This is a genomic window from Pseudomonas sp. CP-1 (assembly GCF_021213715.1).
GTDB classification, from domain to species: domain Bacteria; phylum Pseudomonadota; class Gammaproteobacteria; order Pseudomonadales; family Pseudomonadaceae; genus Pseudomonas; species Pseudomonas aeruginosa.
The window spans coordinates 303,182-322,746 of record NZ_JAJQKY010000005.1; the positions used below are offsets into that span (position 1 = coordinate 303,182).

16 protein-coding genes are annotated in these 19,565 nt (G+C 65.1%); 4 read left to right on the top strand and 12 right to left on the bottom strand.

What is annotated here, in order from left to right; genetic code table 11:
• Window positions 1–27: 27 nt before the first annotated feature.
• The 11 genes from LT948_RS13210 to lptD form a co-directional block, all read right to left on the bottom strand.
• Complete coding sequence (locus LT948_RS13210) at window positions 28–534, bottom strand: DUF4136 domain-containing protein (protein ID WP_003085071.1); 507 nt, start codon at window positions 532–534, stop codon at window positions 28–30.
• A 93-nt stretch (window positions 535–627) separates the two neighbouring features.
• A complete protein-coding gene (locus LT948_RS13215) occupies window positions 628–2,181 on the bottom strand; it encodes a SpoVR family protein (protein WP_003099581.1) in 1,554 nt (517 codons plus the stop codon).
• A complete protein-coding gene (locus LT948_RS13220) occupies window positions 2,178–3,449 on the bottom strand; it encodes a YeaH/YhbH family protein (RefSeq protein WP_003099579.1) in 1,272 nt (423 codons plus the stop codon). The genes LT948_RS13215 and LT948_RS13220 overlap by 4 nt, the downstream gene beginning before the upstream one ends.
• 100 nt (window positions 3,450–3,549) lie before the next feature.
• The gene (locus tag LT948_RS13225; protein ID WP_003085078.1) at window positions 3,550–5,472 is read right to left on the bottom strand and encodes a PrkA family serine protein kinase; all 1,923 of its coding nucleotides are present in this window, start codon (window positions 5,470–5,472) and stop codon (window positions 3,550–3,552) included.
• Between the two features lie 278 nt (window positions 5,473–5,750).
• Window positions 5,751–6,083: a thiosulfate sulfurtransferase GlpE gene (gene glpE, locus LT948_RS13230; RefSeq protein WP_003085081.1), complete on the bottom strand. Its 333-nt coding sequence runs from the start codon at window positions 6,081–6,083 to the stop codon at window positions 5,751–5,753.
• A gap of 43 nt (window positions 6,084–6,126) precedes the next feature.
• Window positions 6,127–6,978, bottom strand: a complete 852-nt coding sequence (locus LT948_RS13235; protein ID WP_058150707.1) for a symmetrical bis(5'-nucleosyl)-tetraphosphatase — start codon at window positions 6,976–6,978, stop codon at window positions 6,127–6,129.
• A complete protein-coding gene (gene apaG, locus LT948_RS13240; protein ID WP_003085085.1) occupies window positions 6,978–7,358 on the bottom strand; it encodes a Co2+/Mg2+ efflux protein ApaG in 381 nt (126 codons plus the stop codon). The genes LT948_RS13235 and apaG overlap by 1 nt, the downstream gene beginning before the upstream one ends.
• Before the next feature lie 36 nt (window positions 7,359–7,394).
• On the bottom strand, window positions 7,395–8,201 hold the full coding sequence (gene rsmA / locus LT948_RS13245) for a 16S rRNA (adenine(1518)-N(6)/adenine(1519)-N(6))-dimethyltransferase RsmA (RefSeq protein WP_003099569.1): 807 nt from the start codon (window positions 8,199–8,201) through the stop codon (window positions 7,395–7,397).
• A gap of 115 nt (window positions 8,202–8,316) precedes the next feature.
• On the bottom strand, window positions 8,317–9,303 hold the full coding sequence (pdxA, locus tag LT948_RS13250; protein WP_003123920.1) for a 4-hydroxythreonine-4-phosphate dehydrogenase PdxA: 987 nt from the start codon (window positions 9,301–9,303) through the stop codon (window positions 8,317–8,319).
• A complete protein-coding gene (locus tag LT948_RS13255) occupies window positions 9,300–10,592 on the bottom strand; it encodes a peptidylprolyl isomerase (RefSeq protein WP_003109024.1) in 1,293 nt (430 codons plus the stop codon). Before LT948_RS13255 ends, pdxA begins: the two co-directional genes overlap by 4 nt.
• Complete coding sequence (lptD, locus tag LT948_RS13260) at window positions 10,573–13,365, bottom strand: LPS-assembly protein LptD (protein ID WP_023092353.1); 2,793 nt, start codon at window positions 13,363–13,365, stop codon at window positions 10,573–10,575. The genes LT948_RS13255 and lptD overlap by 20 nt, the downstream gene beginning before the upstream one ends.
• A 126-nt stretch (window positions 13,366–13,491) precedes the next feature.
• Here lptD and LT948_RS13265 point away from each other — a divergent pair, with 126 nt between their 5' ends.
• From LT948_RS13265 to LT948_RS13275, 3 genes are read left to right on the top strand one after another with little or no spacing between them, the layout of a single operon-like run.
• Window positions 13,492–14,508: an aminoglycoside phosphotransferase family protein gene (locus tag LT948_RS13265; protein ID WP_003137370.1), complete on the top strand. Its 1,017-nt coding sequence runs from the start codon at window positions 13,492–13,494 to the stop codon at window positions 14,506–14,508.
• Complete coding sequence (gene murU / locus LT948_RS13270; RefSeq protein ID WP_003085095.1) at window positions 14,505–15,179, top strand: N-acetylmuramate alpha-1-phosphate uridylyltransferase MurU; 675 nt, start codon at window positions 14,505–14,507, stop codon at window positions 15,177–15,179. The genes LT948_RS13265 and murU overlap by 4 nt, the downstream gene beginning before the upstream one ends.
• A gap of 1 nt (window position 15,180) precedes the next feature.
• Window positions 15,181–15,939 (top strand): DnaJ domain-containing protein, encoded by a 759-nt coding sequence (locus LT948_RS13275; RefSeq protein WP_003085097.1) that lies wholly within the window; start codon window positions 15,181–15,183, stop codon window positions 15,937–15,939.
• Here LT948_RS13275 and LT948_RS13280 read toward each other — a convergent pair whose 3' ends face one another.
• On the bottom strand, window positions 15,940–17,001 hold the full coding sequence (locus tag LT948_RS13280) for an alpha/beta hydrolase family protein (RefSeq protein ID WP_021263061.1): 1,062 nt from the start codon (window positions 16,999–17,001) through the stop codon (window positions 15,940–15,942).
• A 151-nt stretch (window positions 17,002–17,152) separates the two neighbouring features.
• Between LT948_RS13280 and LT948_RS13285 the strand changes: the two genes are divergently transcribed.
• Window positions 17,153–19,546 (top strand): PAS domain-containing sensor histidine kinase, encoded by a 2,394-nt coding sequence (locus tag LT948_RS13285; protein ID WP_023092354.1) that lies wholly within the window; start codon window positions 17,153–17,155, stop codon window positions 19,544–19,546.
• The last annotated feature ends 19 nt before the right edge of the window (window positions 19,547–19,565 follow it).

Genomic DNA, 19,565 nt, shown 5'->3' on the forward strand with positions numbered 1-19,565 from the left:
ATAGGCGGAAGTCTACCCCAGGGTGTCCTAGCGGGCGCGTGGAAGCTGCCGGAGCAGGGCGCCGACCGCCAGTTCGAGCTGTTCCGGATTGGCCCTGGCGGGGCTGAGGCCGGTGCTTACCATGCCTTCCCAGAGAACGCGCTCCTCCAGGTCGACCAGGCGCACGCGCAATGTCCCGGTTTCGTCGCGCAGGCGGTGGATCGCCAGGTAAGGCCCCATGCCGGAGGTGGGCGGAAGGTCGGGGCGGAACTCCAGCGGTGCGTCGCGTAGCGCCAGCCAGTAGTAGACGCGGAATTGCGGGGTAGCGCTCTCGTGGTAGCCGTGGGCCGCCAGTCCCTGGCGCAGCTCTGCGTTTATCAGCGGATAGCGGTTGCGGTAGGGAAGGGCGTCGACCGCCTGTTCCGGCGGCATCAACTGGAAACCTTGCAGGCCGGGCAGTCCGGCGCTGGCCGGATGGGTCACCCGGGCGCTGGGGATGTGGCTGGCGCAGGTGGCCAGGACGAGGCAGAGCAGGACGATGGCGAACAGGCGCATGGCGGCTCCCGTGGACGGCCGGCTTCTTGTTCTGCTGTGGGCGGCCCGACCGTGCCGGCATGCTGGCCGGCGGTCGGGGCGGACGTCAACCGATCAAATGGGCGGGATGATCAGGTCCAGGCGCGGGTAGCCTTCCTCGCCCTCGCTGGCGCCCTTGGGCGGCATGTGGTGGGTCTGCACGAGCTGGTCGCCCTGCAGGGTCTCCAGGTGGATATCGAAGCCCCACAAGCGATGCAGGTGCTTGAGCACGTCGGCGGTGGAGTCGCTCAGCGGCTGGCGGTCGAACTGCTGGTGGCGCAGGGTCAGCGAGCGGTCGCCGCGACGGTCGACGTTCCAGATCTGGATGTTCGGCTCGCGGTTGCCGAGGTTGTACTGCGCCGCCAGGGTCTCGCGGATGGTGCGGTAGCCGGCTTCGTCGTGGATCGCCGCGACCAGCAGGTCGTCCTTCTGGTCGTCGTCGAGAATGCTGAACAGCTTCAGGTCGCGAATCACCTTGGGCGAGAGGAACTGGAGGATGAAGCTTTCGTCCTTGAAGCTCTTCATGGCGAACTTCAGCGTGGCCAGCCAGTCGCTGCCGGCGATATCCGGGAACCAGCGGCGGTCCTCGTCGGTAGGTTCCTCGCAGATGCGGCGGATGTCGCGGTACATGGCGAAGCCCAGGGCGTAGGGGTTGATGCCGCTGTAGTAGGGGCTGTCGAAGGACGGCTGGTAGACCACGCTGGTGTGGTATTGCAGGAACTCCATCATGAAGCCGTCGTTGACCAGGCCTTCGTCGTAGAGGTCGTTGAGCAGCGTGTAGTGCCAGAAGGTCGCCCAGCCTTCGTTCATCACCTGGGTCTGGCGTTGCGGGTAGAAATACTGGGCGATCTTGCGCACGATGCGGATCACCTCGCGCTGCCAGGGCTCCAGAAGCGGCGCGTTCTTCTCGATGAAGTAGAGGATGTTCTCCTGCGGCTCGCTCGGATAGCGCGCCATGGATTGTTCCTTGTCCTTGCCGCCGACGCGCGGGATGGTCCGCCAGAGGTCGTTGACCTGGCGCTGGATCAGTTCCTCGCGCTCCTTCTGCCGCTGCCGCTCCTCTTCCGCGGAAATCGGGTAGGGCCGCTTGTAGCGGTCGACACCGTAGTTCATCAGGGCGTGGCAGGAGTCGAGCAGGTCTTCCACCGCGTCGATCCCGTAGCGCTCCTCGCACTGCATGATGTACTGCTTGGCGAACACCAGGTAATCGATGATCGAACTGGCATCGGTCCAGGTGCGGAACAGGTAGTTGCCCTTGAAGAAACTGTTGTGCCCGTAGCAGGCGTGGGCGATCACCAGCGCCTGCATGCACTGGGTGTTTTCCTCCATCAGGTAGGCGATGCAGGGGTCGGAGTTGATCACGATCTCGTAGGCCAGGCCCATCTGGCCACGCTTGTAGTTCTTTTCCGTACTGAGGAAGTGCTTGCCGTAGGACCAGTGGTTATAGCCGATCGGCATGCCCACCGAGGCGTAGGCGTCCATCATCTGCTCGGCGGTGATCACCTCGATCTGGTTCGGATAGGTATCCAGGGCATAGCGCTCGGCGATCCTGCTGATTTCCCGGTCGTACTGCTGGATCAGCTCGAAGGTCCATTCCGAGCCGGTGGCGATGGGCTGGCGCTTGCTCATGCGACGAGCCTCCTCTGGAACAGCTCGCGGAACACCGGGTAGATGTCCGATGCCGAGACGATCTGCTGCTGGGCGAAGCTGTCTTCGAAGGCTTCGCGCACGCGCTCGTACTCGAACCACAGGGCCTGGTGTTCGCGCGGGGTGATCTCGACGTAGGTGTAGTACTGGACGAACGGCATGATCTGCTTGAGGAGGATGTCCCGGCACACCGGCGAGTCGTCGTTCCAGTTGTCGCCGTCCGAGGCCTGGGCGGCGTAGATGTTCCACTCATGGGTCGGATAACGCTCGGCCATGATCTCCTGCATCATCTTCAGCGCGCTGGAGACGATGGTGCCGCCGGTCTCGCGGGAGTAGAAGAACTCCTCCTCGTCGACCTCGCGGGCGCTGGTGTGGTGGCGGATGAACACCACTTCGATCTTCTCGTAGTTCCGCTTGAGGAACAGGTAGAGCAGGATGAAGAAGCGCTTGGCGATGTCCTTGGTCGCCTGGGTCATCGAGCCGGAGACGTCCATCAGGCAGAACATCACCGCCTTGGAGGTGGGGTTGGGCTGCTTGACCAGCAGGTTGTACTTGAGATCGAAGGTATCGAGGAACGGCACCCGGTCGATGCGCGCGCGGAGCTTGGCGATTTCCAGCTCGAGTTCCTGGATATCGCCGAGGTTGTCCGGTTCTTCGCGCTTGATCCGCTCCAGTTCCTTCAGCGCCGCGCGCAGCTTGGCCCGGCTGCCGCCGGACAGCGCGATGCGCCGCGCATGGGCCGAGCGCAGGGTGCGGACGATGTTGATGCGCGACGGGTTGCCGTCGTTGCTGATGCCGGCGCGGACGGTCTTGAAGGTGTCGGTGCCGGTGATGTGGCGCTTGACCAGGTTGGGCAGCTCCAGGTCCTCGAACATGAAGTCGAGGAATTCCTCCTGGGTGATCTGGAAGACGAAGTCGTCCATGCCTTCGCCGCTGTTGCTGGCCTTGCCGCCGCCGCGGCCGCCCCCGCCGCCGGATGGGCGGGCGATGTGCTCGCCGGCGGTGAATTCCTTGTTGCCGGGGTGGACGACGGTCTGCCGCCCGCCGCGGCCATGGTGCAGCACCGGTTCGTCGATATCGCGCCCGGGAATGCTGATCTGCTCGCCGTGCTCCATGTCGGTGATGGAACGCCGGCTGACGGCCTCCTCGACGGCCTTCTTGATGTGTTCACGGTAGCGCCTCAGGAAGCGCTGGCGGTTCACCGTGCTCTTGTTCTTGCCGTTCAGACGCCGGTCGATGACGTAGCTCATGAATGCTCCTCAGGGCCTGTGGCGCCCCGCCGGAGCGGAGGCGCCGAGGTCCGAATGCGACGGCGACCGGTACGGTCGCAGCGACCGTACCGATGGCAGACTACTGCGACTTGCGAACCCGCAGGTACCATTCCGACAGCAGGCGGACCTGCTTCTCGGTGTAGCCGCGCTCGACCATGCGTTTGACGAAGTCGTTGTGCTTCTGCTGGTCCTCCTTGCTGGCCTTGGCGTTGAAGCTGATGACCGGAAGCAGGTCCTCGGTGTTGGAGAACATCTTCTTCTCGATCACTACGCGCAGCTTCTCGTAGGACAGCCAGCTCGGGTTCTTGCCGTTGTTGCCGGCGCGGGCGCGCAGCACGAAGTTGACGATCTCGTTGCGGAAGTCCTTCGGGTTGCTGATGCCGGCGGGTTTCTCGATCTTCTCCAGTTCCTCGTTGAGAGCGGCGCGGTTGAGGATCTCGCCGGTTTCCGGGTCGCGGTATTCCTGGTCCTGGATCCAGAAGTCGGCGTACAGCACATAGCGGTCGAAGATGTTCTGACCGTATTCGCTGTAGGACTCCAGGTAGGCGGTCTGGATTTCCTTGCCGATGAACTCGACGTAGCGCGGCGCCAGGTATTCCTTGATGAAGCGCAGGTAGCGCTCGCGGGTTTCCGGCTGGAACTGTTCCTGCTCGATCTGCTGTTCGAGGACGTAGAGCAGGTGCACCGGGTTGGCCGCTACCTCGTGCGGGTCGAAGTTGAATACCTTGGAGAGGATCTTGAAGGCGAAGCGGGTGGAAAGCCCGGCCATGCCTTCGTCGACCCCGGCCGAGTCGCGGTATTCCTGGATCGACTTGGCCTTGGGATCGGTATCTTTCAGGTTTTCGCCGTCATATACCCGCATCTTTGAGTAGATATTCGAGTTTTCCGGCTCTTTCAGCCTCGACAGCACGGAGAACTGCGAGAGCATCTTCAGGGTGTCCGGCGCGCAGTGGGCATGCGCCAGCGAGCTGTTGACCAGCAACTTGTCGTAGATCTTGATCTCGTCCGCCACGCGCAGGCAGTACGGCACCTTGACGATGTAGATGCGGTCGATGAAGGCCTCGTTGTTCTTGTTGTTGCGGAAGCTGTGCCATTCCGACTCGTTGGAGTGAGCCAGGATGATGCCGCTGTAGGGCAGGGCACCGAGGCCTTCGGTGCTGTTGTAGTTGCCTTCCTGGGTCGCGGTCAGCAGCGGGTGCAGGACCTTGATCGGGGCCTTGAACATCTCGACGAATTCCATCAGGCCCTGGTTGGCCCGGCAGAGGGCGCCCGAATAGCTGTAGGCGTCCGCGTCGTTCTGCGGGTATTCCTCCAGCTTGCGGATGTCGACCTTGCCGACCAGCGCGGATATGTCCTGGTTGTTCTCGTCGCCGGGCTCGGTCTTGGCGATGGCGATCTGGTTGAGGATCGAGGGGTACAGCTTGACCACGCGGAACTGGCTGATGTCGCCGCCGAACTCGTTGAGGCGCTTGGTTGCCCAGGGCGACATGATCGAGCGTAGGTAGCGCCTCGGGATGCCGTAGTCCTCCTCGAGGATGGCGCCGTCTTCGTCGGGGTTGAACAAGCCCAGCGGCGACTCGAAGACCGGCGAGCCCTTGATCGCGTAGAAGGGCACCTTCTCCATCAGTTGCTTGAGTTTTTCCGCCAGGGAGGATTTACCGCCGCCGACCGGGCCGAGCAGGTAAAGGATCTGCTTCTTCTCCTCCAGGCCCTGGGCCGCGTGGCGGAAGAACGCGACGATCTGGTCGATGCATTCCTCCATGCCGTGGAAGTCGGCGAACGCCGGGTAGCGGCGAATCACCTTGTTGGAGAAGATCCGCGACAGCCTGGAGTCCACCGAGGTGTCCAGCAATTCCGGCTCGCCGATCGCCATCAGCAGGCGCTCGGCGGCAGAGGCATAGGCTGTCTTGTCTTGCTTGCAGAGGTCGAGATATTCCTGGAGGGAATATTCCTCTTGGCGGGTCGCTTCGAAGCGTTCCTGGAAGTGACTGAAAATGCTCATGACGTCTCCTCGCTCGATGCAGTGAGCCGGCGCGGGATCGGTCGTGCGGGTGCGGGGGGGCCGCCAGCCAGGCCGGCGAGAATCCCCCAGACTCCGTCGCTGCACGGTGCTTCCCTTTCCGCCAGCGCTCCTAACGGTCACAGCCGATGGCCCGGAAGCCGGTGTGCCGGCTCTCCCCTGTTTTGGATGGCCTGAGGAAAAGAATAGTTCGTTCTGGACGGAGTAAAGGAAGAAAGGCGAGAGAAGTTACAGTTTTTTTGGCGGGGTAGCGGCGTGGCCTACTCCGCTTCGCCGCTGCTGGTATCCGCGGGATAGACGCTGCGCCATAGCTCGAAGCCGCCGTCGAGGCTGTAGACGTCGCTGAAGCCCTGCTGGATGAAATAGGCGGCGGCGCTCTGGCTGGAGTTGCCGTGGTAGCAGACCACCACCAGCGGAGCGTCGAGGTCGGCGGCGGCGATGAAGTCCGCCACCGAGTGGTTGTCGATGTGCCGCGAGCCGCTGATATGGCCGACAGCGAAGCTCTGCGGGTCGCGGATGTCGACCACCTGGGCGCCGTTTTCGCGGAGCTGGCGGACCTGTTCGGGGGCGATGCGCTGGAAGGTGTCGCTCATGTCGGGGTACCTGTGTACAGGGCGTCCACCGGACGCCGGGGATTCATGCGGGCGTGGCGGCGGGTCTGGCCAGCGCGCGCTGTTCGGCGCAATCGCAGCTCAGGCGTTCGCCGCTGTCGACGTTCAACAGGGTCATCCGCGCGCCCCAGACGCAGCCGGTATCCAGGGCGAACAGGCCGGGCTCGTCGCAGTGGCCTTCGAGGGCCGCCCAGTGGCCGAAGATGATCTTCTCGCCGCGGGTCTTGCGCGAAGGGAAGCTGAACCAGGGGGCGTAGCCGGGCGGCGCGGTGTCGAGGCCTTCCTTGCTCTTCAGGTCGAGCTTGCCATCTTCGGTGCAGAAACGCATGCGGGTGAAGTAGTTGGTGATCACCCTCAGGCGATCGATGCCATGCAGCTTCTTGTCCCACTTGGCCGGCTCGTTGCCGTACATGCCGTCGAGGAACAGCGGCAGGCGCTGGTCGTCGCGCAATGCTTGCTCCACCTCGGCTGCGCGCAGGCGGGCTTTTTCCAGGCTCCACTGCGGGGGGATGCCGGCATGCACCAGGGCGACCTTGCGTTGTTCGTCGTAGTGCAGCAGCGGCAGGCGACGCAGCCAGTCGAGCAGTGGCTCGCGGTCCGGCGCCTCGAGGATTTCCCGCAGCGTGTCGGACTTCTTCAGGCGCTCGGACTTGTGCGCCACCGCCAGCAGGTGCAGGTCGTGGTTGCCCAGGACGCTGACCACCGACTCGCGCATGGCATAGAGGAAGCGCAGCGTCTCCAGGGACTGCGGGCCGCGGTTGACCAGGTCGCCGACCAGCCACAGGCGGTCCTTGGCCGGGTCGAAGGCGACGCGCTCCAGCAGGCATTTCAGGGGATCCAGGCAACCCTGCAGGTCGCCTACCGCGTAGACCGCCATCAGTGCAGCGCTCCCGGTACGGCCAGGCGGAACACCGGGATCGCGGCGTCGAAGGCGATTCCGTCGCTGCCGAGCATCTGATAGCTGCCGCGCATGCTGCCGACCCGGGTCGCCAGCACCGTGCCGCTGGTGTAGGTGTGTTGCGCGCCGGGGGCGATCAGCGGTTGCTCGCCGACCACGCCGGCGCCGCGAACTTCCTGGGTGCGGCCGTCGCCGTCGGTGATGATCCAGTGGCGCGACAGCAGTTGGGCCGGAACCTCGCCCTGGTTCTCGATGGTCACCGTGTAGGCGAAGGCGAAACGGTTCTGCTCCGGGGCGGACTGTTCCGGAAGGTAGCGGGTGTCGACCCTGACGTTGACCTGGTGCTGGGTATCGCTCATACGGCTTGCCTGATTCCTGACGAGTGTCTCACCAGACTAACGATTGCCTGGCAGCTCGGCCAGCCGGTTGGCCAGGCGGACGAATGCGGCCAGGTCGAGTTGTTCGGGACGAAGGGTCGGATCGACCTCTGCGGCCTCGATGTCCTCGACGCTCAGGAGAGGCTTGAGGGTGTTGCGCAGGGTCTTGCGGCGCTGGTTGAAGGCCTCGCGGACCACCCGTTCGAGCAGTTTCGGGTCGCGTGCCGGATGGGGCGGCTCGGCGAAGGGGGTGAGGCGGACGATGGCCGAGTCGACCTTGGGCGGCGGGTTGAACGCGCCGGGGCCGACGTTGAACAGGTGCTCCACCCGACAGTGATACTGGACCATGATCGAGAGCCGGCCCCAGTCCCCGCCGCCCGGCGTAGCCGCCAGGCGCTCGACCACTTCCTTCTGCAGCATGAAGTGCATGTCCTCGATCACCGGCGCGTGCTCCAGCAGATGGAAGATCAGTGGCGTGGAGATGTTGTAGGGCAGGTTGCCGACCACTCGCAGCTTCTCGCCGCTCTCCACCAGCGAGGCGAAATCGAACTTGAGGGCGTCGCCCTGGTGCAGGCTGAAGCGCGACTCGAGGCCGAATTTCAGCTTCAACAGGGGGATCAGGTCCTGGTCGAGCTCGATCACGTCCAGGCGTGCGCCGCTGCCCAGCAGTCCCTCGGTCAGTGCGCCCTGGCCCGGGCCGATCTCCAGCAGGCGCTGACCCTCGCGGGCATGGATGGCACGGAGGATGCGGTGAATCACCCCGGCATCGTGCAGGAAGTTCTGGCCGAAGCGCTTGCGCGCGCGGTGTTGGTAAAGCTCGGACATTGGAAACGGTTCCAGGCTGCGGGCCCCAGGTCAAGGCGGGAGGCGCGGATGCGAAAGGGCGCCATTTTAACAGCGAAGCGTCGGGCCGGCAGGGCTAAACGATGGCCGACCGCCGTCAGCAGCGGCTGGCCGCCATCTGGTAGGCGGTTTCCAGGGCGACCTGCAGGCTGCCGCTATCGATGCGGCCGCTGCCGGCCAGGTCGAGGGCGGTACCGTGGTCGACAGAGGTGCGGATGATCGGCAGGCCGAGGGTCACGTTCACGGCGGCACCGAAGCCCTTGTACTTGAGCACGGGGAGGCCCTGGTCGTGGTACATCGCCAGCACCGCGTCGCAATGCTCCAGGTGCTTGGGAGTGAAGAGGGTGTCGGCCGGCAGCGGGCCGATCAGGTCGAGGCCTTCGCCACGCAGGCGCTCGAGGCAGGGTTCGATCACCTCGATCTCTTCCCGGCCCAGGTGACCGCCTTCGCCGGCGTGCGGGTTGAGTCCGCAGACCAGGATGCGCGGATGGGCGATGCCGAACTTGTCGCGCAGGTCGGCGTGGAGGATGCGCGCGACCCGGGACAGGCGCTCGTCGCTAATGGCGTCAGCGACCTCGCGCAGCGGCAGGTGGGTGGTCGCCAGGGCAACGCGCAGGCCACGAGTGGCCAGCATCATCACCACCTGGGCGGTGTGGGTGAGGTCGGCGAGGAATTCGGTATGGCCGGAAAAGGGGATGCCGGCTTCGTTGATCACGCCCTTGTGCACCGGTGCGGTGATCATCCCGGCGAAGTGCCCGTCGAGGCAGCCCTGGCCGGCGCGGGTCAGGGTTTCCAGGACGTAGGCGGCGTTGGCGCGGTCCAATTGCCCGGGCCGGACCGGGGCGGCCAGGGGCGTATCCCATACGTACAGTTGGCCGGCCTTGGCCGGTCGCTCTGGCCAGGCGGCCGGGGAAACGTCCTTAAGGTCGATCGCCAGGCCCAGTTGGCCGGCGCGCTCTTGCAGGAGCGTGCGGCTGGCGATGGCGATCAGGGGGTGGGGCTGGGCGGAGCGGGCGAGCAGCAGGCACAGATCGGGTCCGATACCTGCCGGCTCGCCGGGAGTGAGCGCGAAGCGCAGGCTCACTGCTTGATTTCCACGTAGGCCTCGTCGCGGATCTGCCGCAGCCAGGCTTGCAGTTCCTCGTCGTACTTGCGGTTGCGCAGTACGCTTACCGCCTGCTGCTCGCGGAACTTCTCGCTGCTGTCGGTGGCGCGACGGCCGAGGACCTGCAGGATGTGCCAGCCGAACTGCGAGCGGAACGGCTTGGACAGCTCGCCCTGCGGGGTATCGTTCATCACCTGGCGGAACTCGGGCACCAGGGCTTCCGGGTCGATCCAGTTCAGGTCGCCGCCGTTGAGGGCGGAACCCGGATCTTCGGAGAAGCTCTTCGCCAGTTCGCCGAAGTCCTCCCCGGACTGGATGCGCTCGTACAGCTTCTGCGCCAGCTTCTCGGTCTCCGCTTCGCTGCGGATTTCGCTGGGCTTGAGCAGGATATGGCGGACATGCACTTCGTCACGGACCATCTTGCTGCCGCCGCGCTTCTCTTCCAGCTTGAGGATGATGAAGCCGCCGGGGGTGCGGACAGGCTCGGTGACGTCGCCGACGGCCAGGGAGCCGATCATGCTGTCGAACGGCTGCGGCAACTGGGCGGCCTTGCGCCAGCCGATCTCGCCGCCTTCCAGGGCGTTATCGCCGGCCGAGCGGGAAATCGCCAGTTGGCCGAAGTCGGCGCCCTGCTTGAGCTGCTGGTAAAGCTCCTGGGCCTGCCTTGCGGCGGCCTGGATCACGTCCGAGGACGCGGCTTCCGGCACCGGGATCAGGATATTGGCCAGGCGGTACTCTTCGGAAAGCTGGATCTTGCCCATGTCCGAGGCAAGGAAGTTCTTCACCTCCTGCTCGCTGACCTGGATGCGCTCGGCGACCCGGCGCTGGCGCACACGGCTGATCACCATCTCGCGACGGACCTGCTCGCGTGCGTCGGCGTAGGACAGGCCGTCTCGGGTGAGGGCGGCCTGGAACTGCTCCAGGCTCATGCCGTTGCGCTGGGCGATGGTGCCCATCGCCTGGTTCAGCTCCTCGTCGGAGATGCGGATGCCGGAGCGGTCGCCGATCTGCTGCTGGATGTTCTCGATGATCAGGCGTTCCAGCACCTGCTGGGTCAGCACGTGCTCGGGCGGCAGCGGCGCACCGCGCTTGAGCAGCGTCTGGTGCACTTCACGCAGGCGCTGGTCGAGCTGGCTCTGCATGATCACATCGTTGTCGACGATGGCGACGACCCGGTCCAGTGGTACCACTTCGGCATGCGCGAAGGAGCAAAGGAGTGCTGCGCCCAATGCAAGGGGGCGCAGCCGGTTACATAGCTTGATCTTCACGTTGACGATAACCTTGGATGCCTTTGTCGAGGAACATTTCCGTCTTGTTGCCTACGATGCCGCCGAGGCCCTTCAGGACGATCTGCAGGAAGACGCCGCGGTCGGCCTTTGCGTTCTGCGTAAGGAAGGCATCGTCGTCCACATCAAGCCAATAACGGTTGATCAGACGCAGCTTCCAGCAGCAGCTGTCGTATTCGAAGCCACCGAAGGCCTCTAGGGTGCGGTTCTTGTTGTAGTCGTACTGCCAGCGGGCGAGCACGGACCACTGCGGCACCATCGGCCAGATGACCGAGAAGTCGTGCTGTTTGATGATGTCGTCTTCGCGGCCGTACATGAACCGTCCCGTGGAGCTGTTGAAGCGGCGAGCATCTTCGCGGTAGCGATAGCCAGCATTGACCACCTTGTTTGGGTTGTCTTCTGGCTGATAGTGGAATATGGCGCTGCCGGATTGGGTACGGCTGGTGTTGGGGTTCCAGTTGAAGTCGGAGCTGACCCTCCAGTCGCGGTTGAAGCGGTATTGCCCCATCAGTGCATATGGAGAACGCCAGCTATCGGTATCCGGATCTTTCAGGTCAGGATTGGTCGCACGCAGACGATCCAGATCTTTTTCGGTCAGGCCGGGCAGTTGTACACGACGATCACGGAAGTAGTAAATCTGTCCAGCACTTAAGCTGGCGCGCTCGAATCCATTGGGTTCGATGAAGCGGGTAGTCACGCCGAGCGACAATTGGTTGGCGTCTCCGATACGGTCACGGCCGGAGAACCGATTCTCTCGCCAGAGGGAGTCATAGCTGAACGACGGTTCGCTGGTGTCGAATACTGGAATATTGTCCTGGTCCTTGTACGGAACGTACAAATACATCGCTCTTGGTTCCAGGGTTTGCCGAAACTGCGTGCCGGCAAAGGTCATATCACGGTCAAAATACAGGCCACTATCAACCTTGACCAACGGAAGCGAGCGATCCTGACTGCTATCGAATGTTTCGTCATATGCAGTAAGGGTTTGCTTGCCCTGGCTGTCCAGATCCAGATCGTACTTCGTATAGAGGAACTTCAGGGTCGGGGTCAGATAACCCCAACTCCGGGTCATCGGCAGACTCATGCCGGGTTCCAGGTGTGCCCGGTCGCCATTGGCCCGGGCCAGACCCTTCAGGTTGTTGTCGACACGGGGTACTCGGGAACCGATAGGGTCGTTCTCGTCCGCGATGTAGTATCCGTCATCGAGGTCTCTGTCGAAGCGGACGAATTCGGTTTTGTAGTCGAATTTCAGGCCGCCCGGATTGTATGGCAAGAAACCGTCGAAGGTGACCTGCGGCAGACGGTTGTAAGGCGTCACGTCGGTGGTGGTCGCCAGTTGATAACCTTGCAGGTTCAGGCGACCGGTAAAGGTATCGCCCCGGTAGGTCACGCTGCCGCGCTGATTGACATAGGTGGTACTGCCTACACCCAGGTCAGTATCCAGATCCTGGAAGTAGTAGGGATCGCTGATCCGCGTGTAGTCGACCTCGGCCAGCCAGCGCGAATCGAGGCCGGTGGTGTTCTTGAGGCCGTACAGCCAGCGGTCCTTGCTGTAGTCCGGGAAGTTCTCGCGGTGGTCGTCCTTGTCGTTCAGGTAGGCGGCCGTCACCATCCCTTCGCTGCTGTGGGTCAGGTAGCGGAACTCGCCTTCCAGCATCATGCCGCGCTTGGCCATGTAGCGCGGGTACAACGTGGCGTCGTAGTTCGGCGCCAGGTTGAAGTAGTACGGGGTGACCAGGGTGAAGCCGGTGTCGCTGGTGCTGCTGAAGCTCGGCGGCAGGAAGCCGGACTGGCGGCGGTCGTCGATCGGGAAATAGATGTACGGGGTGTAGAACACCGGGAAATCTTTGACCCGCAGGGTCGCGTTGGTCGCGGTGCCGAAGCCGGTGGCCGGGTTCAGCTTGACGTTGTTGCCCTTCAGGGTCCAGGCGTTGCTGCTCGGTTCGCAGCGGGTGTAGGTGCCATCCTTGAGCATGATGATGGCGTTCTCGCTGCGCTTGGCGTAGAGCGCGCTGCCGCGGGCATGGGCCTTGTGGATCACGTACTCGGCGTTGTCGACCTGGGCCTCGCCGTTGTCCAGCTGGACCTGGGCGTGGTCACCGACCACCAGCATGCCCTTGTCGCGCAGCTTGACGTTGCCGACCAGTTCGCCGCGGTTTTCCAGCTGGTGCAGGTTGGCCTCGTCGCCTTCCACCTGCATGCTGCCCTGGCGCAGGACCACGTCACCGGCGAGGGTGGCGATCTGTTTTTCCTGCTCGTAGCGCGAAGCCTTGGCGGATACGTAGGTCGGGCTCTCGTCGCTGGGCGCGCCGTCATCCATGCCCGGACGCACCGGCTCGATGTAGGAGCCGCCGCAATAGGGGCCGATTTCCGCCAACTGGGCGGCGGTCAGTTTTTCCCGAGGAATCCAGTCGAGGTGCGAGTAGTCCGCACTGCGGGATTTCAGCGCGCGACCGCCGGACTCGGTGACCAGGCGCTGGGTCGGCTCTGCCTCGACGGTTTCGCCTCCGCTGCCGGATACACTGGTGCCCGCCGCGGCGGTGCTGACCGAGGTCGCGGTATGCGCCGGGCGCGGTGGCAGGTTGGCATTGGCGTTCTGCAGCGGGGAGCAATCCCAGCCGCCGGTGGCCGATACCTTGCAGTCGAACTGATCGGCGGCCTGTACAGTCAATGCTGCGACCGGCTGCAGAGCCAGCAGGCTGCCGGTGACCAGCAGGGGAAACTTTCTTCGAAACACGAGGGATTTCACTGCCATCTTGTTAATCCGGGCTTCCTGCGCGCCATCGGCCCGGTGGGCCGCACGCCTCTCGATGGGCTGAAAAAGATGCTGGATAATAAAGCATGACCTGCGCAACGGCTAGGGCCGTGGAGAACCCCGTAAATGTCTGATGATGCCCGTTTCCAGCAGCTGAATCGCTGGTTGGACTCTTGTTTGCCCGAGTTGTTCGTTGCCGAAGGTTGGGGGGAAGTGCCTCCCGCCGAACTGATCCCGGCCAGTAGCGACGCCAGCTTCCGTCGTTATTTCCGCTGGCAGGGAGGGGACCGCAGCCTGGTGGTGATGGACGCGCCGCCGCCCCAGGAAGACTGCCGACCGTTCGTCAAGGTCGCCGGACTGCTCGCCGGAGCCGGCGTGCATGTGCCGAGGATTCTCGCCCAGGATCTGGAGAACGGTTTCCTGCTGCTCAGTGACCTGGGCCGGCAGACCTACCTCGACGTGCTTCATCCCGGAAATGCCGACGAGCTGTTCGAACCGGCCCTGGATGCGCTGATCGCCTTCCAGAAGGTCGATGTCGCCGGTGTCCTGCCTGCCTACGACGAAGCGGTGCTGCGCCGCGAGCTGCAGCTGTTCCCCGACTGGTACCTGGCCCGCCACCTCGGCGTGGAGCTGGAGGGCGAGACGCTGGCCCGCTGGCAGCGGATCTGCGACCTGCTGGTACGCAGCGCGCTGGAGCAACCGCGGGTGTTCGTCCATCGCGACTATATGCCGCGCAACCTGATGCTCAGCGAGCCGAACCCGGGTGTCCTCGATTTCCAGGACGCCCTGCACGGCCCGGTCACCTATGATGTCACCTGCCTGTACAAGGATGCCTTCGTCAGTTGGCCGGAGCCGCGCGTGCATGCCGCGCTGAGTCGTTACTGGAAGAAGGCGACCTGGGCCGGCATCCCGCTGCCGCCAAGCTTCGAGGACTTCCTCCGCGCTAGCGACCTGATGGGCGTGCAGCGCCACCTGAAGGTGATTGGCATCTTCGCCCGTATTTGTCACCGCGACGGCAAGCCGCGCTACCTGGGTGACGTGCCACGCTTCTTCCGTTATCTGGAAACCGCCGTGGCGCGCCGTCCCGAGCTGGCCGAACTGGGCGAGCTGCTGGCCTCGCTGCCGCAGGGAGCCGAGGCATGAAGGCGATGATCCTCGCCGCCGGCCGTGGCGAGCGCATGCGGCCGACCACCCTGCACACGCCCAAGCCGCTGATCGAGGCCGCCGGCGTGCCATTGATCGAGCGTCAGTTGCTGGCGCTGCGCCAGGCCGGAGTCGACGACTGGGTGATCAACCATGCCTGGCTTGGCGAGCAGATCGAGGCCTATCTCGGCGACGGCTCGCGCCTGGGCGGGCGGATCGCCTATTCACCCGAGGGAGAACCGCTGGAAACCGGCGGTGGAATCTTCCGCGCCCTGCCGTTGCTCGGCGAGCAGCCGTTCCTGTTGCTCAACGGCGATGTCTGGAGCGACTTCGACTACTCTCGGCTGCATCTTGCCGACGGCGACCTGGCGCATCTGGTGCTGGTCGACAACCCGGCGCACCATCCCGCCGGCGATTTCCACCTGGATGCCGGCGGACGGGTGGGCGAGACCCGCGAAGCGGGCGGCAACCTGACCTACAGCGGGATCGCCGTACTGCATCCCGCGCTGTTCGAGGGCTGCCAGCCGGGCGCCTTCAAGCTGGCGCCGCTATTGCGCAAGGCCATCGCCGCGGGGCGGGTCAGCGGCGAACATTATCGTGGGCACTGGGTCGACGTCGGTACCCACGAGCGCCTGGCGGAAGTCGAGCGATTGCTGGCGGAGCACGCCTGAGATGCTTTGGCCCGCTACGCTGATCGGAGCCGGAGCCGGCTGGGCCCTGGCCAGCATCCCCGGCGCCCTGCTCGGCGGCCTGCTGGGGCAACTGCTGGACCGCAGGTTACGCCTGGAGTCCTGGCGCGGCCTGCTGGCGCGCTTGCGCGGGCGGGCGGTGAACGATGAGGACGACCTGCTGTTCCAGTTGCTCGGCTATCTGGCCAAGAGCGGCGGGCGGGTGGAGGAAATGCATATCCGCCAGGCGCGCGAGGAGATGGCGTTGCGCAAGCTCGATAGGCGAGCCCAGCGGCGTGCCATCGCGTCCTTCGGCAAGGGCAAGGCCGGCATCGCCCATCTGCAGGAGGAGGTCGCGCGTCTGAAAGGCGAACGTGCGGAGGCAGTATTGCTCGCCTGCTGGCGGATGGCCTGGGCTGGCGGCGTGCTCAGCCAGTCGGCGCGACAACTGGTGTTGCAATGGGGGCGCTGGCTGGGTTGGTCGGCGGAGCGAACGGAACGCTTGTCGGCGCGGGTCATGCCGAAGCGGACGCGCGCTGTCGCCCGGGATAGCTACCGTGAGGCCCTGCTGCTGCTCGGCGTGGAGGCCGGAAGCGAGCCGGCGCTGATCAAACGCGCCTATCGCAAGCTGATCAGCCAGCACCATCCGGACAAACTGGCGGGAGCCGGCGCCAGCGTCGAGCGCGTGCGTGCGGCTACCGAGAAAACCCGTGAATTGCAGGCGGCCTACGCCCTGGTCCGAGAGCGTGAGGGGTTCCGCTGATCACTCCGCAGGTTTCTGCGCATCGGCCTGCAGGTGAAGGCTGAGCCAGCCGCGGATTCGTCGGTACAGTTGCTCCTGCTCCGCCTTGGGGTCGGCCGGTAGCGCCTGCATCGCGATTTGTACGTAGGCCGGGTGTTTCTGCCGCTTGCCGGCCTGCATGCGCAGCCTGGCCGCCTCGCGGTCGGCGCGGGCGTCGCGGTAATAGAAGTCGCCGGTCGCCAGTTTCAGCTTCGGCACCATATCTTCCAGCGCCGGGCGAAAATCGCGCGGTATCTCCGCGGCAACCAGCAGCAGGTTGTGGATTTCCGCAGGCTCCTTCTCCGCCAGGTAGCGTGCCGCCCAATAGGCGCCCGTGCCATGACCGAGCAGGACGACGCTTTTCGGTTCGTGCTGCAGGGCCAGGTCGATGCTCGCCTGCAGGCGCGCCATGACCCGTTCGGCGTGCGCCTTGCGCTGCTCGACCGGATCGATGGCTGGGGGAGGGGCCTGGTCCTCGCTCTGCGCCGGTTCGCCGCTGCCGGCTTCGGCGGTGCTTTCCGGCGCCGGCGCGTTGCCGCTTTCGCCTTTCACGTCAGGCTTGCTTGCGCTGTCCGCGGCGCTGGCGTCCTTGTCGGCGCTGGCGCTGGCGGCGGATTCCGCAGGGCGGGTAACCGGCGCGGTGCTCTGCGGGTCGGGCAGGGCCAGGCTCAGGGTCTGCCAGCCGGCATCCGGCAGTTTGCGCCTTAGCGGGCCGATGGCTTGCGGCCAGTCCGGACTTTCGCCATCACCGGGAACCAGGATCACTACACCTTCGGCCTCGGCGGTGTTGGCTGGCAACCAGAGGGTGAGGAAGCTTTCGTCGCCGGCCTTGAGGATCTGCTGGCCGTCCTCCGGCAACTGGCGCTCCAGCCCCTTGGCCTCGTCCTGGCTGCGCTCGCTGACCGCCGGGCGTTCCACGGGGGCCGGCGGCTGGTCCTTGGCGGCCTCCTCTTCGGCTTGAACGAAAGCCGGCGGCAGGAAAGCGGCGGCCAATAGCAGCGGCAGCAGGGCGGAGGGCTTCGGCAGTAGAGAGAAGGCCGGCATTGGAAATTCCCGATAGACAATCCAGAAGGCAGCCTAAACCCAGAGCACTTCTTTGTCAGGCCGAGCCTTCGCATGGTTCGCCGGTCGCGCTCGCGGTAAGGTATGCCCGCTTTTCCTTCCGTTGCGGTGTATTCCGTGGAGTGTCGCCGGCATGTTGCGTCGTTGCTGTCTGCTCTTCTTCTGTCTGCTGTTGAGCCTGCCCGTGCGAGCGGAGGAGTCGGTCGCCTTGCCGCTGACGGCGGAACTACGGACCTGGCTGGCGGAGCATCGGGAATTGCGCGTCGGGGTGGTCACCGAAGCGCCCTATGCCCAATACGACCGCCGCCTGCAACAGTATTCCGGGGCCAACGTGGAGCTGATGGGCTGGCTGGCCACGGCAATGCAGGTGACCTTGCGGTGGCAGGGCTATCCCGACCAGGCGGCGCTCGACGATGCCCTGCGCGCTGGGCGCGTGGATATCGCTCCCGGCCTCAGCCAGACCCCAGCCGGGCTGCGCTTGTGGCTGTTCTCCGATCCCTACCTGCGGGTTTCCCGGCTGGTGGTGGGGAAGCGCGATGGCAGCGGCAGCGTCGAATTGGAGCAACTGGAGCGCGATACCCGGGTTGCCGTGCGTGCCGGCAGTTCGGTAGCCGACTACCTCAGCAGCACCTATAGCAGCCTGCAATGGGTGTCGGCCGATTCCGAACGCGAGGTGCTGCGCGCCGTGCTCGCCGGACAGGCACGCTACGCGGTGATCGACGAAGCGCAACTCAGTCGCCTGACCCGCGAACCGGAGTTCGCCGAGCTAGCGGTGGTTGGCGATATCGGCTACCCGCAGCTGCTACGGGTGGCGACCCGTCGCGACTGGCCGGAACTGGCGATGGTGGTCGACCAGGCGTTGCGCTCGCTGCCGCGCAAGTCCCTGGACCAGTTGCACGAGCGCTGGTTGCAACCCAAGTATCCGCGCCTCGGCGAGTCGCCGGGGTTCTGGCAGAACCTGTCGATCCTCCTCGGCCTGCTGCTGGCCGGCGCGCTGGCTGCGGTGTTCCTCCAGCGGCGCCAGCAGCATGCGCTGGAAGCCCGGCTGTACGGCGCCCGCCGCGACCTGGAGCTGCGCCAGGCGGCCGAGGAGGCGCTGCGCCTGACCCAGTTCTCCATCGACAACAGCACCCTGGGCATCCTCTGGGTCAACTGGGACAGCCGCGTACGCTACGCCAACCGCGCCGCCGAACAGATGCTCGGCCATGCCGACGGCCAACTCGTGGACCGTCCGCTGGCCGACTTCGAGCCCGGCCTGGACATGGACCGCTGGTTGAATCTTTGGCGTCGTGCGCGCAATAGCGAGGAGGGCCCGCTCAGCTTCGAGACCCGCTGCCTGCGCGCCGACGGCAGTTGGCTGCCGGCCGACGTCTCGCTTAGCTTCCTGCGCTTCGGCACGTCCGAGTATCTGGTGGTGTTCCTCAGCGACGTCACCGAGCGCCGCCGTGCCCGCGAGGCATTGCAGGAAAGCGAGGCGCGGATGAAGGGCATCGCCTCCAACGTGCCGGGCATGGTCTTCCGCCTGGAGCGGCCGCGGGCCGGCGCGTTTTCCGACTTCGCCTATATCAGCGAGGGCAGCGAGGCGCTGGTCGGCTACAGCGCTCGCGAACTGATCGAAAGCGGCCGCGGCATTCGTGGCCTGGTCCATCCCGACGACCGCGAGCGCTACTGGTCGAGCCAGATGACTGCCCTCGACGAGAATCGCGACTGGCATTGGCAGGGCCGCATCCTCACTCGCCAGGGCGAATTGCGCTGGGCCGACATCAAGGCTTCGGCGCGCTGTTTCGAGGATGGTCGTGCGGTCTGGGACGGGGTGGTCTGGGACATCACCGCGAACAAGCAGATCGAACTCGAACTCGGCGAGTCGCGCGCCCAGCTCCGCGAGCTGTCGGCGCACCTGGAGTCGGTGCGGGAGGAGGAGAAGGCGCGTATCGCCCGCGAGGTCCATGATGAGCTGGGCCAGGTGCTGACGGTGCTGAAGCTGGAAACCTCGATGTGCGAGCTGGCCTATGCCGATGCCCAGGAGGGCCTGCGCGAACGCCTGGGCAACATGAAAAAGCTGATCGCTCAGTTGTTCCAGCTGGTGCGCGACGTGGCCACCGCACTGCGCCCGCCGATCCTCGACGCCGGAATCGGCTCGGCGGTGGAGTGGCAGGCGCGGCGCTTCGAGGCGCGCACGCAGATTCCCTGCCTGGTGGAGGTGCCGGAGAACTCGCCGCAGTTGGTCGACGCCAAGGCTATCGGCCTGTTCCGCATCCTCCAGGAGGCGTTGACCAATGTCATGCGGCATGCCGAGGCGCATACTGTGCAACTGCGTCTGCTGCGCGAGGGTGACGAGCTGTGCCTGAGCGTCAGCGACGACGGTCGCGGGTTCGATGTTGCCACGGTGGGGCGTGGCAGTTCCTTCGGCCTGGTCGGCATGCGCGAGCGGGTGCTGATGATGGGCGGTACGCTGGACATCGACAGTGCCCCCGGCGAGGGCACCACGCTCAGCGTGAGGATTCCGCTGGGCGTCGCGGGCCCGTGACAAGAACAACCGCCGGCAA

Coding starts and splice junctions, on each gene's coding strand:
- LT948_RS13210 (WP_003085071.1), bottom strand. CDS start 534: ATGCGCCTGTTCGCCATCGTCCTGCTCTGCCTCGTCCTGGCCACCTGC.
- LT948_RS13215 (WP_003099581.1), bottom strand. CDS start 2,181: ATGAGCAAGCGCCAGCCCATCGCCACCGGCTCGGAATGGACCTTCGAG.
- LT948_RS13220 (WP_003099579.1), bottom strand. CDS start 3,449: ATGAGCTACGTCATCGACCGGCGTCTGAACGGCAAGAACAAGAGCACG.
- LT948_RS13225 (WP_003085078.1), bottom strand. CDS start 5,472: ATGAGCATTTTCAGTCACTTCCAGGAACGCTTCGAAGCGACCCGCCAA.
- glpE (WP_003085081.1), bottom strand. CDS start 6,083: ATGAGCGACACCTTCCAGCGCATCGCCCCCGAACAGGTCCGCCAGCTC.
- LT948_RS13235 (WP_058150707.1), bottom strand. CDS start 6,978: ATGGCGGTCTACGCGGTAGGCGACCTGCAGGGTTGCCTGGATCCCCTG.
- apaG (WP_003085085.1), bottom strand. CDS start 7,358: ATGAGCGATACCCAGCACCAGGTCAACGTCAGGGTCGACACCCGCTAC.
- rsmA (WP_003099569.1), bottom strand. CDS start 8,201: ATGTCCGAGCTTTACCAACACCGCGCGCGCAAGCGCTTCGGCCAGAAC.
- lptD (WP_023092353.1), bottom strand. CDS start 13,365: ATGGCAGTGAAATCCCTCGTGTTTCGAAGAAAGTTTCCCCTGCTGGTC.
- LT948_RS13265 (WP_003137370.1), top strand. CDS start 13,492: ATGTCTGATGATGCCCGTTTCCAGCAGCTGAATCGCTGGTTGGACTCT.
- murU (WP_003085095.1), top strand. CDS start 14,505: ATGAAGGCGATGATCCTCGCCGCCGGCCGTGGCGAGCGCATGCGGCCG.
- LT948_RS13275 (WP_003085097.1), top strand. CDS start 15,181: ATGCTTTGGCCCGCTACGCTGATCGGAGCCGGAGCCGGCTGGGCCCTG.
- LT948_RS13280 (WP_021263061.1), bottom strand. CDS start 17,001: ATGCCGGCCTTCTCTCTACTGCCGAAGCCCTCCGCCCTGCTGCCGCTG.
- LT948_RS13285 (WP_023092354.1), top strand. CDS start 17,153: ATGTTGCGTCGTTGCTGTCTGCTCTTCTTCTGTCTGCTGTTGAGCCTG.